Raw genomic sequence first — 15704 nt, 5'->3', positions numbered from 1 at the left:
GGGAGTGTTTGGATTGTCTCTATCCCATTCTTTGCCGCGCGAGCTGACGCGCCCCGTGCATGTGGGCGGCGTGCAGATCGGTGGCGGCGCGCCGGTGGTGGTCCAATCTATGACCTGCACCGATACCGCCGATGCCCAGGCAACGCTTGCGCAAGTGTGCGCGTTGGCGCAGGCTGGCTGCGATATCGTGCGCGTGAGCGTGCCCACCGAGGTCGCGCTTGAGGGTTTCCGCACCATCTGTGCCGAGTCTCCGGTGCCGATTGTCGCCGATATCCACTTTAACCATAAGCTCGCCATTGGTGCCGTTGAGGCCGGTGCTGCCAAGCTGCGCATCAATCCCGGCAATATCGGCGATTGGGCCAAGGTTGACGCGGTGATCGATGCTGCGGGTGCCGCGGGCTGTGCGATTCGTATCGGCGTCAATGCCGGTTCGCTTGAGCAGGATATCGCCGAGCGCGACGACCTCACGCAGCCCGAAAAGCTCGTGATGTCGAGCGAGCGTTTCGTCAAGCATTTTGAAGACCGCGGCTTTACGAACATTGTGCTTTCGGCCAAGGCCCATAGCGTGCAGACGACGCTCGATACCTATCGAGCCCTGTCGCGTGAGATTCCCCACGTTCCGCTTCACCTGGGCGTAACTGAGGCAGGTACCAAGCTGCAGGGCACCATCAAGAGCTCGGTGGGCCTTGGTATCCTGCTGTCTGAGGGTATCGGTGACACCATGCGCGTCTCGCTCACGGCCGATCCGGTTGAGGAGCCGCCGGTCGCCTGGGGAATTTTGCAGTCGTTGGGCCTGCGTCGCCGCGGCCCCGAGATTGTCTCGTGCCCCACGTGCGCCCGCTGTCAGGTTAACCTGATTCCTATCGCCGAGGAAGTAACCGAGCGGCTTAAGAACTATACCGCGCCGCTTTCGATTGCCGTCATGGGATGTGCCGTTAATGGTCCCGGTGAGGCTTCTGATGCCGACCTGGGCGTTGCTTGCGGACGTGGTCAGGCCCTGCTCTTTTCGCATGGCCAGATCATTGGTAAAGTAGCTGAGGATCAAATTGTCGACGCGCTTATGGCCGAGGTCGACAAGCTTATTGAGGAGAAATAAATGACTCGAGCAATGTATATGTCTAAGCTCTATGCGCCGACGCTCAAAGAGGATCCGGCCGACGCTGAGCTCGCCAGCCACCGCCTGCTGCTCCGTGCCGGCATGATCCGCAAGGAGGCCGCCGGTCTGTATTCCTATCTGCCGCTCGCTTGGCGCTCGATTCGTAAGATCGAGAACATCGTGCGCGACGAGATGGACGCCGCCGGCGCCCAGGAGCTCATGATGCCCATTATGGTCGATGCCGAGCTGTGGCGTGAATCCGGCCGCATCGATGCCTATGGCAAGGAGCTCGTGCGCTTTGACGACCGTCATGGTCGCGAGTTTGTGCTGGGCCCCACCCACGAGGAGACCGTCACGGCCCTGGTGCGCAACGAGCTGCGCTCCTATAAGCAGCTGCCCGTCAACCTGTACCACATTCAGGACAAGTTCCGCGATGAGTTCCGTCCCCGCTTTGGCCTGATGCGCGGTCGCGAGTTCATCATGAAGGACGCCTACAGCTTCTCTGCCACGCAGGAGAGCCTGCAGGAGGAGTATGACAAGATGAAGCAGGCCTACGCCAACATCTGCGAGCGCTGCTACATCAAGGCTCTGCCCGTTGTCGCCGACTCCGGCGAGATCGGCGGCGACACCTCTGTCGAGTACATGGCTCTGGCCGACGCCGGCGAGGCCTCGCTCGTCTACTGCGACGATTGCGGCTTTGCTGCCGATGACGAGGCTGCAAGCACCAAGGTCGTTGTGACCGAGGGCCCCGGCGACGGCACGCTTACCAAGGTCGAGACTCCGGGTATGGGCACCATCGAGGCCGTCGCCAAGTTCTTCGGCTTCCCCGAGAACGGTACGCGCAAATCGCTGGCGTTGATCGACGCCGAGGGCAAGCCGGTCGTTGCCATTGTCCCGGGCGACCACGAGCTCAATGACTGCAAGGCCGAGCACGTCTTTGGCAAGGGCTATCGCATGATGACCGACGAGGAGCTTCAGGCGAACGGGCTGCACAAGGGCTTTATCGGACCGGTCAACCTGCCCGAGGGCATCCGTCTGGTGTGCGACGAGAGCCTGCGCGAGTCCAAGCAGTGGGCCTGCGGTGCCAACGAGGTCGACTATCACTTTACCGGTGCCTGCCCCGATCGCGACTTTACCGTCGATGAGTGGGCCGACTTGGTTACCGTCGTTGCCGGCGATCCCTGTCCGCACTGCGGCAAGCCGCTCTCTGCTGCCCGCGGCATCGAGGTCTCCCAGGTCTTCCAGCTGGGCACTAAGTACTCCGAGGCCATGGGTGCCACCTTTATGGACGAGGACGGCAAGGAGAAGCCGCTTATCATGGGTTGCTACGGCGTGGGCGTGTCCCGTTCTCTCGCTGCCGTCGTGGAGCAGCACAACGACGAGCACGGTATCGTCTGGCCGGTCTCCGTTGCCCCGTATGAGGTTGCAGTGATTCCGCTCGACCCCAAGAAGGAGGAGTGCGCTACCGTCTGCGAGCAGATCGTTGATGGCCTGTGCGCCGAGGGTATCGAGGTCGTCGTCGACGACCGTGACGAGCGTCCCGGCTTTAAGTTCGCCGACAACGACCTTATGGGCTTCCCGTATCAGGTGGTGCTCGGCAAGCGTGGCCTTAAGAACGGCACCGTCGAGCTCAAGGATCGTGCCACGGGCGAGCGCGAGGACGTGGCGATCGATGAGGTCGTCGCCAAGGTTTCCGAGCTTGTGAAAGCTGCCCGTCGTTAATCGACGATTTCGCTTGTAGTTCGATATGCGGGACGGTCCTGCATTTCTCCAGTTCGGGGAGATGCAGGACCGTCCTTTTATCTTGTCGGCGTGCACAATCGCTAAAAGGAAAACCCCACAGCCCATGCGAGCTGCGGGGTTTCCTTTGTGCCTCCGATGCGAAATAAATCGCTCAGATATTACTGATAATCGACGACGTCGATCCAGTTCTTCAGGAACTCATCGTTCACGTTGCGCTTACGAGCGAGCTCGGAAGCGGCTACGATGCTCGTCCACTGACGCACGACCTGCATGGGCATGTCGGCGCGGTCGCAGTAGAGCTCCAGGTATGCCTCGGCCTGATCCTTGCTGTTGAGGGCAAAGAGCAGGTAGGTGGTGGCAACGTCGGCAGCAGGGGAGCCCTGGGTGGCGTGTGCCCAGTCGCACACATAGAGCTGGCCGTCGTCGCCGACGATGACGTTGGAGGGGTTGAAATCGCCGTGGCAGACCTTGAACTCCTTGGTCATGCCGTCCAGACGCTCCTGAAGGTTGTAGCGCGTGGTGGCATTGAGCTGATCAAGGCTGTCGATCATGCGGGCGAACTTGTCGCGCTGACGGTTGAGCAGCGGGGAGGTGTAGCCGTGGATCTCGATCTGGAGGTCGACGAACATCTCGAGGTACTCACCAAAGCGCTGGGGCTCGGCAGTCATCTTCTCGGCAAGGGTGGTGCCCGGAACCTTCTCGGTCACGAGCGCCCAGCCGTTGGCGTTCTCGAGCTGGGAAACCTCGAGAGCCTTGGGGCTGCGGATGCCGCACTCATTGATGCGGGCAAGATTCAAAGCCTCGTTGAACACGTCAGAGACGGGCTTGGTCTCGTTAAAGACCTTGACGATCTTGTCGCCCAGGTCGTAAACGACCTTGTTGCCACGGCGGACGAGCTCGGTCTTGGAATCGGGTAGCAGCATGGTTGCATCCTTTCAACGATGCGATAGAAGCGACGGCGGGGGTGTGTGAAACACCCGTGCACTCCCGCCGTTAAAAACCGTGCTAAAACTAGCAGACGGCGTAGTCCTGAGGCTCGCGGCCGTAGTAGGCGTCCAGGTAGAGCTCCTTGATCTCGCTCATGAGCGGGTAGCGCGGGTTAGCGCCGGTGCACTGGTCGTTGAATGCCTGCTCGGTCATCTCGTCGAGGGTGTCGAGGAAGTACTGCTCGTCAACACCGTAGTCGGCGATGGTCTTCTTGACGCCGATGAAGTCCTTGAGCTCCTCGAGCTTCGTGATGAAGTTCTCGAAGACCTCCTTGTCGTCCTTGCCCTCGATACCGCAGTACTTGGCCATCTCGGCGTAGTTGTGCAGCGCGTTGGGGTAAGGATACTGGGAGAAGGTACCCATCTTGACGGGAGCCTCGGCGGCGTTGTAGCGCATGACGCGGGTCAGGATGACGGCGTTTGCGAGGCCGTGGGGCAGGTGATGGAATGCGCCGAGCTTGTGGGCCATGGAGTGGTTGAGGCCCAGGAAGGCGTTGGCGAAGGCCATACCGGCCATGCAGGAGGCGTTGTGCATCTCCTCGCGGGCATGCGGGTCCTTGGCGCCGTTCGTGAAGCTGGAGGGCAGGTTCTCAAAGACGAGCTTAGCAGCGCGCTCGGAAAGGCCCTTGGTGTAGTCGGAAGCCATGATGGAGACGTAGGACTCGATGGCGTGGGTCATGACGTCGATGCCGGAGGCAGCGGTCAGGCCGCGCGGGGCGGTCATGCAGTTGTCGGCGTCGACGATAGCCATGTTGGGGAGCAGCGCGTAGTCGGCGAGCGGCCACTTGATGCCGGTCTCCTTGTCGGTGATGATGGCGAACGGCGTGCACTCGGAGCCGGTACCCGAGGAGGTCGGGACGGCGACGAAGTAGGCCTTCTTGCCCATCTCGGGGAAGGTGAAGATACGCTTGCGGATGTCCATGAAGTCCATGGCCATGTCCTCAAACTTGCACTCGGGGTGCTCGTACATCATCCACATGATCTTGCCGGCGTCCATAGCGGAGCCACCGCCGACGGCGATGATGACGTCCGGCTCAAAGAGAGCCATCTGCTTGGCACCACGACGTGCGCACTGCAGCGACGGATCGGGCTCGACGTCGTAGAAGCAGTCGTGGGCGATGCCCATCTCGTCGAGCTTGGCCTCGATGGCGCGGGTGTTGCCATTCTTGAAGAGGAACTGGTCGGTGACGATGAAGGCGCGTTTCTTGCCCATGACGTTGCCCAGCTCGTCGAGGGCGACGGGCGTGGAGCCCTTCTTGAAGTAGACCTTCTCGGGAGCGCGGAACCACAGCATGTTCTCACGGCGCTCGGCCACAGTCTTAACGTTGATCAAGTGCTTCACCCCAACGTTCTCGGAGACGGAGTTGCCGCCCCAGGAGCCGCAGCCCAGGGTCAGAGACGGCTTCATGCCAAAGTTGTACAGGTCACCGATGCCGCCGTGCGAAGACGGGGTGTTGATGACGATACGGCAGGCCTTCATGACGTGCTCGAACAGGCTGATCTTCTCGGCCTGGGCGGGGTGCACGTACAGAGAGGCGGTGTGGCCCGGGCCACCGGCGAGCACCAGGTGCTCGGCCTTGTCGACGGCCTCCTGGAAGTCCTTGGCGTGGTACATGGCCAGGACCGGGGAGAGCTTCTCGTGGGAGAACTCCTCCTTGGCGGGGTCGGTGGAGGTGACCTCGGCGATCAGGATCTTGGTCTTGGCGGGAACCTCGATGCCGGCGAGCTCGGCGATCTTGGCGGCAGCCATGCCGGGGATGCGGTGGTCGAGAGCGCCGTTCTTGAACATGGCGGCACGCAGGGCCTCCATCTCGGCACCCTGCTTGACGAAGTAGCAGCCGCGCTTCTGGAACTCGGCCTTGACCTGGTCATAGATGCTGTCGATGACGGTCACGGACTGCTCGGAAGCGCAGATCATGCCGTTGTCGAAGGTCTTGGAGTGGATGATGGAGTTGACGGCGAGCAGCACGTCGGCGGTGTCGTCGATGATGACCGGGGTGTTGCCGGCGCCGACGCCAAGGGCGGGCTTGCCCGAGGAGTAAGCGGCCTTGACCATGCCCGGGCCACCTGTGGCGAGGATGATGTCGACGTCGCGCATGACCATGTTGGTCAGCTCGATGGAGGGGACATCGACCCAGCCGATGATGCCCTCGGGGGCGCCGGCCTTGACGGCGGCGTCAAGCACGAGCTTGGCGGCAGCGATGGTGCACTTGGCGGCTGCCGGGTGCGGGGAGATGATGATGCCGTTGCGGGTCTTCAGGCTGATCAGCGTCTTGAAGATCGCGGTGGAGGTGGGGTTGGTCGTCGGGATGACGGCGCCCACGATACCGATGGGCTCGGCGATCTTGGTGATGCCGTAGGCCTCGTCGCGCTCCAGGACACCACAGGTCTTGGTGTTCTTGTAAGCGTTGTAGATGTACTCTGCGGCATAGTGGTTCTTGATGACCTTGTCCTCAAGAACGCCGCGGCCGGTCTCCTCGATGGCCATCTTTGCCAACGGGATACGAGCCTTGTTGGCGGCCATGGCGGCCTCGTAGAAGATCTTGTCGACCTGCTCCTGCGTGTACGTAGCAAAAAGCGCCTGGGCCTCTCGCATCTGAGCGAGCTTAGCCTCAAGCGCCTCTACGTTGTCCACAATTGCGGGAGTAGTGTTTTCCGGTGACTTTTTCACCATTTGTGTCTCCTTGCGATCGGAGATTTACCCTACGCCTTGCATGATAGCAAGAAATTATTCGGCGAACGGTAAGATTCCCGTAAAAGGCACACTAAAACGCTTCAACTTAATGAAGCGTTTTAACTAAAAACTATCCGCCTACTGCATTACCTCGCTCATTGGGGACAGACTTGCATGAGTATTTCAATGGGAAAACGGGGAGAACGGGGCAACTGTTTGATAATCGCTGTTCGCGGGTCGCGGTTGAGTCGGACACGCAGGCAGTGCAGCTGCTTGATTATATCCATCTCAATCCCGTGAAAGGTGCGCTTGACTCGCTCGAGTCGTACTGCTGGTCAAGTTGCAAAGCATATCAGCTGGGCTACGATCCTTTTGATATTTGTGATGCGGCCCCTATGCTCGAAAGCACTCATGTAAGCCTGTCCCCAATGAGTGCAAAAAGGCGCCCTCCGTAGGGGAGGGCGCCTTTGGTAAGTTCTATGTGAACGCGAGGTCTTTGACCCGGAGAGTCCGAGGTACTTGTTGGTAAGACCTTATTTAGGAGCGCGCAACCTTGCCGGACTTGAGGCAGGTGGAGCAAACGTTCATCTTGCGACGATGACCATCGACGACGACGTAGACGCGCTGGATGTTGGGGCGGAACTTACGGTTGGTGACGCGGTGAGAGTGGCTGATGGAGCGACCGGCAACGGGGTGCTTACCGCAAACTTCGCAAACTTTGGACATAACTGACCCTCCTTGGGCGACAAACGAACATGTCGCGTTAACAAACAAGCCTGAACTATAGCACAGAAGAATGTCTCTGTGCGCAATCTACACAGAGATATTTCTCTTTTGGCGATAGTGCCCACGCTACGGCCCTGGACGTAGATCCGATTTGCGTGCAGCAGAGGGGATTATGCCAGCTCGCAACAAGGTTTTCAAGCGCGTACCACAAATATATATAGGTTTATGGAGCGATTGGCTCCGTTTACGGATTGGCTAGTATTTATGCTCGCAATTGAGCCCGATGTTGGCTACACTATGCCTTGACCATTAAAGGGGTACGAGATACCCACATGGAATTACATAGCTGTCAATGAGCAGTACTTCCTGTGGGTGTCTGGTTCCGCTTTGAGCGGTCGGGCATCTATTTTTTTGACTGTGTCAGCAGTCAAGACATGTGAGGAAGGAGATCGATGGGCACGACTTCCCCCAAGGCGGTCATCATGGACGAGACCGCCGTCAACCGAGCGATGACCCGCATCGCGCACGAGATTCTCGAGCGCAACGAGGGCTGTGAAGACCTCGCTCTGGTCGGCATCGTCACGCGCGGCGACCTTCTGGCAAAGAAGCTCGCCGAGGCGATCAAGGAGATCGAGGGTGTCGACGTTCCGCTCGGCAGCCTTGACATCAGCTTCTACCGCGATGACTATGCGACCAATTTCGCTCCCGCGATCCACGCTACTAACATTCCCTTCAGCGTCGACGGCAAGCGCGTCGTGCTGGTGGACGACATCCTGTACACGGGTCGTACCATCCGTGCCGCTCTGGACGCCGTCATGGATCTGGGCCGTCCGTGCCGAGTCGAGCTGGCAGTTCTCGTTGACCGCGGTCACCGCGAGCTCCCTATCTCGCCGGACTTTGTCGGCAAGAACGTTCCCTCGTCGCACGAGGAGAACGTGCACCTATATATGAAGGAAGTCGACGGCCGTACCGCTGTCGAGATCAACGACGTCGCGCCGGGTTCCCACGTGGGCTCCGCGCCGCTGGGAGGTGAGTAGTACCGTGGCGTTCAACCATAAGCACCTGATTGACATTACCGAGTACTCCGAAGAGGACATCAAGCTCATCCTCGAGACCGCCAAGGCGTTCTCCGAGGTCAACGAGCGTGCCATCAAGAAGGTCCCCACGCTCAAGGGCAAGACCATCGTCAACATGTTCAACGAGCCCTCGACGCGTACCCGCAGCTCCTTCGAGCTCGCCGAGAAGCGTCTTTCGGCCGACAGCCTCAACTTCGGCGGCTCCTCGACCTCCACGGTCAAGGGCGAGAGCCTCGTCGATACCGTCGAGACCCTCAACGCCTACAAGATCGACTGCATCGTCGTGCGCGATAAGCACGCCGGCGCTCCTTACATCGTCACGCAGAATTCGCCCGCGAGTGTTATTTGCGCCGGTGACGGTAAGCACAATCACCCCACGCAGGCTCTGCTCGACCTGTACACCATCTGGGAGCACAAGGGCGACTTCCACGGCCTGAAGGTCGCTGTCGTCGGCGATATCGCGCACTCCCGCGTCTGCGGCTCGCTGATCCCCGCGTTGAAGATCATGGGCTGCGAGACCTACGCCGTCGCCCCCGGCACGCTGCTGCCGCCGGCGCCCGAGGTTCTGGGCTGCGACCACGTGACGAGCGACCTCGATTCCGTCCTGCCCGAGCTGGACGTCGTCTACATGCTGCGCGTACAGCAGGAGCGCCTCGAGGGTGCCCCGTTCCCGACCATTCGCGAGTACCACAAGCTCTTCGGCCTGACCAAGGACCGTGAGAAGCTCATGAAGCCCGACGCGATCATTTGCCACCCGGGCCCCATCAACCGCGGCGTCGAGTTCGACTCCTATATGGCCGACCACCCGCAACGCTCCGTCATCCTGGAGCAGGTCTACGCCGGTATCTGCGTGCGTATGGCTATCCTGTATCTGCTGCTTGGAGGTGCCGATAATGGCCTTGCTTCTTAAGAATGCCCACGTCGTCGACCCGTCCGTCGAGCTTGACGGTGTCGTTGACGTCCTGATCGACGGCGACAAGATCGCCGAGGTCGGCGAGAACCTCGCCGCCGAGGGAGCCGAGGTCCGCGACCTTTCCGGCAAGTACCTCGTCCCCGGCCTGGTGGACATGCACGTCCACCTGCGCGAGCCCGGTTACGAGGTCAAAGAGGACATCGAGAGCGGCACCCGCGCAGCTGCCAAGGGCGGCTTCACCGGCGTGTGCGCCATGCCCAACACCGACCCCGTTACCGATAACGGTACCGTCGTTGAGTTCGTCAAGTCCCGCGCTGCCGAGGTCGGCCACTGCCGCGTCTATCCTTCTGGCGCCATGACCCGCGGTCTTAAGGGCGAGGCTATGTCCGAGATGGGCGATATGGTTGCCCACGGCGCCGTCGCCTTCACCGACGACGGTCGCGGCGTGCAGGGTGCGGGCATGCTCCGTCGCTGCATGGACTACGGCAAGATGTTCGGCAAGGTCTTTATGAGCCATTGCCAGGACGAGGACCTGGTCGGTCACGGTCAGATCAACGAGGGCAAGGTCTCTACCCGTCTGGCCCTCGAGGGCTGGCCGGCGGCAGGCGAGGAGCTGCAGATCGCTCGCGATATCGAGATCGCCAAGCTGACCGGTGCCAAGTTGCACATCCAGCATATCTCCACCGCCCATGGCCTGGAGCTCGTGCGTGCCGGTAAGGCCGCTGGCGTGCAGGTCACCTGCGAGGCCACCCCGCACCACATGTTCCTGACCGAAAACGACCTGGACGAGACCTACAACACCTCGCTCAAGGTCAATCCGCCGCTGCGTACCGAGGAGGACGCCGAGGCTATCCGTCAGGGCGTCATCGACGGCACCGTCGACGCCATCGTCACCGACCACGCTCCCCATGCTCCGTGGGAGAAGGCCCGCGAGTTCGAGCTTGCGCCCTTTGGCATGATCGGCCTCGAGACTTCGCTGTCGCTTGTGCTCACCGAGCTGGTCAACACGGGCAAGATGAGCATGGGCCGCATGGTCGAGCTCATGGCCATCAAGCCGCGTGAGATCTTGGGTCTGGACCAGGTTCAAGTCAAGGCGGGCTCCGTTGCCGACCTGACCGTGTTCGATCCCGCTGCTACCTGGACGGTCGGCGAGGACGGCTACGAGTCGCGCGCCGAGAACTCCGGTTTCACCGGCCGCACGCTCACCGGTCGTGCCACCGATGTGTTTGTCGGCGGTAAGCAGACGCTTGCCGACGGCTGCATCTGCTAGCATAGCCTTATCGCTTTTGTGCGCGGCGCCCTTGCGGTGCCGCGCTTTCTGTTCGCCTGAACCATGCAACCGCATGGGGGATTGGAGCGTCTATGCCCACACCTTCCACTGCACGCATGCACGACTTCGAGGTCGTCTCGAACCAGGAGATCGCCGACGGCATCTTCTCGCTCGTTATCTCGGCCCCCAAGCTTGCAAGTGCGCTCAAGCCCGGTCAGTTCGTGAATATCGCCGTGCCGGGCGATGCTTCCTCGCTGCTTCGCGTGCCCCTGAGCTTCTATCGCGCCGACGCCGAGGCCGGCACCGTCGAGCTGTGGTACGCCGTCGTGGGCGATGATACCCGTCGTCTGTCGCAGATGGCCCCTGGCTCCACCTCCAACTTGCTGGGCCCCGGCGGCCGCGGCTGGCTTGTGCCCGAGGGCACCAGGAAGGCGCTGCTCGTGGCGGGCGGCATCGGTGTTCCGCCCGTGCTCTGCCTGGCTGACATGCTTGCCGAGCAGGGTGTGGACGTTGACGTGTGCCTGGGCTTTGGCACCGCGTCCAAGGCCGTGGGCGTCGATGAGTTCCGCGCGCTGGGCGCCACGGTCAACGTGTGCACCGACGACGGCTCGTTGGGCACGCATGGCTTCTGTACCGATCCTGCCGCCAAGCTGCTCGGCGAGGGCGGTTACGACTACGTCGCCAGCTGTGGTCCCGCCGTCATGATGAAGAAGGTCGCTGCCGCTGCCGCCGAGGCCGGCGTGTACTGCGAGGTGTCGCTCGAGCGCATGATGAGCTGTGGCTTTGGCGCCTGCAACACCTGCAACGTCGAGACGGTCGACGGTATGAAGGGCGCCTGCATGTGCGGCCCCGTGTTTGATGCTTCCAAGGTGGTGGTCTTCTAGTGGGTACCGTGAACATGGCCGTCGATTTCGGCGGCGTCAAGATGCAAAACCCCATCAACACCGCAGCCGGTACCTTTGGCTACGGTTGGCAGTTCCAGAACTTCTTCGATGTCTCCCAGCTGGGTGCCATCACCACCAAGGGCTGCGCTGCCGAGCCCTGGCCCGGCAATCCCGCACCCCGCATGGCCGAGATTCCCGGTGGCATGATCAATTCCGTGGGCCTTCAGAACCCCGGTGTGGCCGCTTTCGCCCGCGAGTCCGGTCCGTGGCTCGAGCAGCTCTCCAAGGACGGTTGCCAGGTCATCTGCCAGGTTGCCGGTCATTCCGTGGACGAGTTTGTCCGTGCGCTCGAGATGTATGTCGAGCTGTGCCCCTGGGCTGCCGGCTATGAGATCAACGTGAGCTGCCCCAACATTGCTGCCGGCGGTGCCGCCATGGGCTCCACGCCCGAGGGCGCCTCTGCCGTCATGGCCGCGTGCCGCAAGGTGACCGACAAGCCGCTGTTTGTGAAGATGGCCCCGGTCAACGTTGCCGAGATTGCCAAGGCTCTCGAGGCCGCCGGTGCCGATGGTCTTTCGGTCATCAACTCCATCCAGGGTATGGCCATCGACGTCCACACCCGCAAGTCGCGTGTGGCCAAGCCCAAGGGCGGTCTTTCGGGCCCGCTGTGCCATCACATCGCCGTGCGTATGGTCTGGGAGGTTGCCCAGGCCGTCGACATTCCCATCAACGGCGTCGGCGGCGTCATGACCGGTGAGGACGCGGCCGAGTTTATCCTGGCTGGCGCTACCTGCGTATCGGTCGGTATGGCCAACTTCGTCGATCCGTGCGCTTCGCTCAAGATTGCGCGCGAGCTCGAGGCCTGGGCCGAGTCCCAGGGCGTGAAGGACATCAACGAGCTGGTAGGTGCTTTCGAATGCTAGAGACCGATGCCCGCGACCGCGTTATCGTTGCCCTCGACTGCGACCGTGAGCGTGCGCTCGAGCTCGCCCATGAGCTTTCGGGCCATGCCGCCTGGCTCAAGGTGGGCATGACGCTCTATTACGCTGAGGGCCCCGAGATCGTCAAGACCTTTAAGGACCTGGGCTTCAAGGTGTTCCTCGACCTTAAGTTCCATGACATTCCGCATCAGGTGCGCGGTGCCGCTCGCTCGGCCTCGCTTGCCGGTGCCGACTTGCTTTCGGTTCACGGCTTGGGTTCGGGTGCTATGCTCGCCGCCTGTCGTGAGGGTGCCGAGGAGGCACGCGAGGATCGAGCCAAGCTCGTCGCCATTACCGTGCTTACGAGCATGAATCAGGATGCGTTGAGCGAGATCGGCGTCGAGTCGCCCGTTGCCGAGGAGGCCGCCCGTCTGGCAAAACTCGCCCAGGCCAACGGTATCGACGGCATCGTGTGCTCGCCGATGGAGGCTCATGACATGCGTGAGCTGCTGGGCCCCGATGCGTTGATTGTGACCCCGGGCGTGCGTCCGGTTGGTGCTGCGCTGGGCGATCAGTCCCGCGTGGCCACGCCTTCCCAGGCTATCGAGCGCGGCGCGAGCCATATCGTGGTGGGCCGCCCCATTACCGGCGCCGACGATCCGGTTGCCGCGTTTGACGCCATCGTTGCCGAGCTGGTCGAAAACGTCGCGTAAAAGATTCCCTCAAGTCACCACTTTTGGGTCTTATTAGCACAAATTAGCCCCTGTGCCTGCGAAAACTTTCCCATCCTTTGTGTGGAATCGCAGGTCGGGGGCTCTTCTTTTAGCGCGATATATTGCACTTTTTGCGGGTATCGTCTAACCTATGGAGCCGCGATTGAGCATTTTGTACGTTTTACGTGCTAAAATGCCAAATATTGAATCAGATATAACCCAACTATTTGGAGGTACGAATGGCACTCCCTCAGCTTACCGATGAGCAGCGCAAGCAGGCTCTTGAGAAGGCTGCCGCCGCACGTCACGCTCGCGCAGAGCTCCGTGAGCAGATCAAGAAGGGCGAGAAGTCCCTCGAGTCCGTGCTCAACTCCGATGACCCCATTGCTTCCCGCATGAAGGTTTCCACCCTCATCGAGTCTCTCCCCGGTTATGGCAAGGCCAAGGCCGCCAAGATCATGGAGGAGCTCGGCATCTCCGCTACCCGTCGCGTCCAGGGCCTTGGCGTCCGTCAGCGCGAGCAGCTCCTCGAGCAGCTGACCAAATAAGTGAGCGCTCAGGATTCAAAGCTCTTTGTGATTTCTGGACCGTCAGGCGCGGGCAAGGGCACGCTCGTCACTCGTGTGCGCGAGCGTCGCTCTAACCTGGGCCTGACGGTTTCGGCTACCACGCGAGCCCCACGCAAAGGCGAGGTCGATGGCGTCAATTACTTTTTCCTGACGCGCGAGGAGTTCGACCGCCGCGTGGCAAACGGTGAGTTTGTTGAGTGGGCCGAGGTCCACGGTAACTGCTATGGCACGTTGGTGAGCGAGGTTCAGTCCAAGCTCGCCTCTGGTTCGTCTCTCATCTTGGAGATCGATGTCCAGGGTGCCCTGCAGGTTAAGGAGCGTTTCCCCGAGGCCGTGCTGATCTTTATCAAGCCGCCCTCGCTCGAGGTGCTCCGCGAGCGTCTGGTCGGTCGCGGTACCGAAACGCCCGAGACGATTGAGCTGCGTATGGCAAACGCCGCCCATGAGCTTGCCCTTGCCGACCGCTACGACGACGTCGTGGTGAATGACGATCTCGACCGCGCGACCGACGAACTCGTTCGCGTTCTCGATATGCATGAAAGGATCTGAGGTCCGTGTCCGTTGTAAAGCCTTGCATTGACGATCTTCTGGAGAAGACCGATCACAACCGCTTCCTGCTCGCTTCGCTTGCCTCTAAGCGTGCCTGCGACATCAATAGCATGCTGCGCGGCCAGCATAACCGCGTGCTTGCCGTCCAGGATGTCGACGACATCACCATCGCGCTCTCCGGCGCTGACACCATCTCGATGGCTATGGACGAGATCGTCGACGGCGATATCTCCTACGACGAGGCCCGTTACGAGAAGGCGCTCGGCCATAAGGTTGCTGAAGCCTAAATGGCAGCTCGCGTTTGCCTGGTCCACTATCACGAGGTTGGACTGAAGGGCAAGAACCGCGCACATTTTGAGCATATCCTCATGGATAACATTAAGGCGGCTTTGGCCGCCTTTTCCGTGAACGCCGTGTCTCGAATTTCCGGTTATATCCTCGTGACCTTTAACGAACATCAGGCCGACGAGGCGGCGCGTGTCATCCGCACCGTCCCCGGCGTTGCCCGTGTGTCCCTGGCGTACCACACCAACCGCGACCCGCAGGAGTACTGCGCCGCCGCTGTCAAGGCGCTGCGCGAGTTTGGCCCCTTCGATTCGTTTAAAGTGCACGCCAAGCGTTCCAATACTGACTATGAGCTCACCTCGATTGATATCAATCGTCAGGTGGGTGAGGTGCTGTGCGAGGCCTTCCCCGATAAAAAGGTTCAAATGCACGATCCCGATGCGATGGTGCACGTACTGGTGGTCCAGGGTAGCGTTTACGTGTACGCGCGCTCCGAGCGCGGCGTGGGCGGTCTGCCGGTGGGTTCTGCCGGCAAGGTCGTGACGCTTCTGTCGTCGGGCATCGATTCTCCGGTGGCGACCTGGATGCTCGCGCGTCGCGGCGCGGTGTGCGTGCCGGTGCATTTCTCCGGTCGTCCGCAGACGCCCGACACGAGTGAATACCTGGTGCAGGACATCATCCGTGCGCTTGAGCCGGGTGTTCAGATCGGCCGCCTGTACGTGGTGCCGTTTGGCGATTGCCAGCGTGAGATTTCCGTCACCTGCCCCAGCAACCTGCGCGTGATCATGTATCGCCGCATTATGTATTCGGTTGCCGAGCGCATTGCGCATATCGAGGGCGCCAAGGCCATTGTGACGGGCGAGTCGCTCGGTCAGGTTGCCTCCCAGACGCTCGAGAACATCATGGCCGTCAACGAGGCCGTGAAGATTCCCGTTTTCCGTCCGCTCATTGGTTCTGATAAGCAGGAGATCATCGCGCGTGCTCAGGAGATCGGTACGTTTGATATCTCGACCGAGGCGGCGCCCGATTGCTGCACGCTCTTTATGCCGCGTCGTCCCGAGACGCATGCCAAGCTCGATGCCGTGCATGAGGCCTGGGAGCTGTTCGATCACGAGGAGATGATCGAGCGCCTGCTCAAACAGACTGAGTATATCGATTTTGGCAGCAACACGTATAAGGCCCCCAAGACCTTAAAACGCAAACATTCGGAGCTCGCTCCGCGTGAGGTATATCAAGATCACGAGTAATTGCCTGCATAGACCGACGATGCGCCTGTATCGTCGGTCTTTTGCTATCTGGG

15 protein-coding genes are annotated in these 15704 nt (G+C 61.0%); 12 read left to right on the top strand and 3 right to left on the bottom strand.

The window, feature by feature from the left end:
• The first annotated feature begins 13 nt into the window (after positions 1-13).
• Together ispG and CHY22_RS08035 are read left to right on the top strand one after the other, a co-directional pair.
• Positions 14-1096 carry a flavodoxin-dependent (E)-4-hydroxy-3-methylbut-2-enyl-diphosphate synthase gene (ispG, locus tag CHY22_RS08040; protein ID WP_089573400.1) on the top strand — a complete coding sequence of 361 codons (1083 nt, stop codon included), beginning with the start codon at positions 14-16 and terminating at the stop codon, positions 1094-1096.
• Positions 1097-2818 (top strand): proline--tRNA ligase, encoded by a 1722-nt coding sequence (locus tag CHY22_RS08035; RefSeq protein WP_233502847.1) that lies wholly within the window; start codon positions 1097-1099, stop codon positions 2816-2818.
• Between the two features lie 179 nt (positions 2819-2997).
• Here CHY22_RS08035 and CHY22_RS08030 read toward each other — a convergent pair whose 3' ends face one another.
• The 3 genes from CHY22_RS08030 to rpmB form a co-directional block, all read right to left on the bottom strand.
• Complete coding sequence (locus tag CHY22_RS08030) at positions 2998-3762, bottom strand: aminoglycoside phosphotransferase family protein (protein ID WP_006236119.1); 765 nt, start codon at positions 3760-3762, stop codon at positions 2998-3000.
• 88 nt (positions 3763-3850) lie between these two features.
• Complete coding sequence (gene adhE / locus CHY22_RS08025) at positions 3851-6499, bottom strand: bifunctional acetaldehyde-CoA/alcohol dehydrogenase (RefSeq protein ID WP_055309881.1); 2649 nt, start codon at positions 6497-6499, stop codon at positions 3851-3853.
• A gap of 537 nt (positions 6500-7036) precedes the next feature.
• On the bottom strand, positions 7037-7225 hold the full coding sequence (rpmB, locus tag CHY22_RS08020; RefSeq protein WP_022094725.1) for a 50S ribosomal protein L28: 189 nt from the start codon (positions 7223-7225) through the stop codon (positions 7037-7039).
• Between the two features lie 452 nt (positions 7226-7677).
• On the opposite strand from rpmB, the gene pyrR reads away from it, so the two are divergent.
• The 10 genes from pyrR to thiI all read left to right on the top strand — a co-directional run bounded on the left by pyrR (position 7678) and on the right by thiI (position 15651).
• Positions 7678-8262 carry a bifunctional pyr operon transcriptional regulator/uracil phosphoribosyltransferase PyrR gene (gene pyrR, locus CHY22_RS08015; protein ID WP_089573399.1) on the top strand — a complete coding sequence of 195 codons (585 nt, stop codon included), beginning with the start codon at positions 7678-7680 and terminating at the stop codon, positions 8260-8262.
• A gap of 4 nt (positions 8263-8266) precedes the next feature.
• Complete coding sequence (locus CHY22_RS08010; RefSeq protein ID WP_035138537.1) at positions 8267-9211, top strand: aspartate carbamoyltransferase catalytic subunit; 945 nt, start codon at positions 8267-8269, stop codon at positions 9209-9211.
• Positions 9195-10484, top strand: coding sequence for a dihydroorotase (locus tag CHY22_RS08005; RefSeq protein ID WP_089573398.1), 1290 nt, complete (start codon positions 9195-9197; stop codon positions 10482-10484). The genes CHY22_RS08010 and CHY22_RS08005 overlap by 17 nt, the downstream gene beginning before the upstream one ends.
• A gap of 116 nt (positions 10485-10600) precedes the next feature.
• Positions 10601-11368 (top strand): dihydroorotate dehydrogenase electron transfer subunit, encoded by a 768-nt coding sequence (locus CHY22_RS08000; protein ID WP_089573417.1) that lies wholly within the window; start codon positions 10601-10603, stop codon positions 11366-11368.
• A gap of 14 nt (positions 11369-11382) precedes the next feature.
• A complete protein-coding gene (locus tag CHY22_RS07995) occupies positions 11383-12291 on the top strand; it encodes a dihydroorotate dehydrogenase (protein ID WP_187324797.1) in 909 nt (302 codons plus the stop codon).
• Positions 12285-13001 carry an orotidine-5'-phosphate decarboxylase gene (gene pyrF, locus CHY22_RS07990; RefSeq protein ID WP_035138533.1) on the top strand — a complete coding sequence of 239 codons (717 nt, stop codon included), beginning with the start codon at positions 12285-12287 and terminating at the stop codon, positions 12999-13001. The genes CHY22_RS07995 and pyrF overlap by 7 nt, the downstream gene beginning before the upstream one ends.
• 239 nt (positions 13002-13240) lie before the next feature.
• The gene (gene mihF, locus CHY22_RS07985; protein ID WP_006236130.1) at positions 13241-13549 is read left to right on the top strand and encodes an integration host factor, actinobacterial type; all 309 of its coding nucleotides are present in this window, start codon (positions 13241-13243) and stop codon (positions 13547-13549) included.
• The gene (gene gmk, locus CHY22_RS07980; protein ID WP_089573396.1) at positions 13550-14119 is read left to right on the top strand and encodes a guanylate kinase; all 570 of its coding nucleotides are present in this window, start codon (positions 13550-13552) and stop codon (positions 14117-14119) included. It begins immediately after the preceding gene.
• A gap of 5 nt (positions 14120-14124) precedes the next feature.
• On the top strand, positions 14125-14406 hold the full coding sequence (locus tag CHY22_RS07975) for a DNA-directed RNA polymerase subunit omega (protein ID WP_055250050.1): 282 nt from the start codon (positions 14125-14127) through the stop codon (positions 14404-14406).
• Positions 14407-15651 (top strand): tRNA uracil 4-sulfurtransferase ThiI, encoded by a 1245-nt coding sequence (thiI, locus tag CHY22_RS07970; RefSeq protein ID WP_089573395.1) that lies wholly within the window; start codon positions 14407-14409, stop codon positions 15649-15651.
• The last annotated feature ends 53 nt before the right edge of the window (positions 15652-15704 follow it).

Source organism: Collinsella sp. TF06-26 (assembly GCF_002232035.1).
Lineage (GTDB): Bacteria > Actinomycetota > Coriobacteriia > Coriobacteriales > Coriobacteriaceae > Collinsella.
Note: the sequence above shows the minus strand (reverse complement) of the source record. Positions and strands in the feature narration are given on the sequence as shown.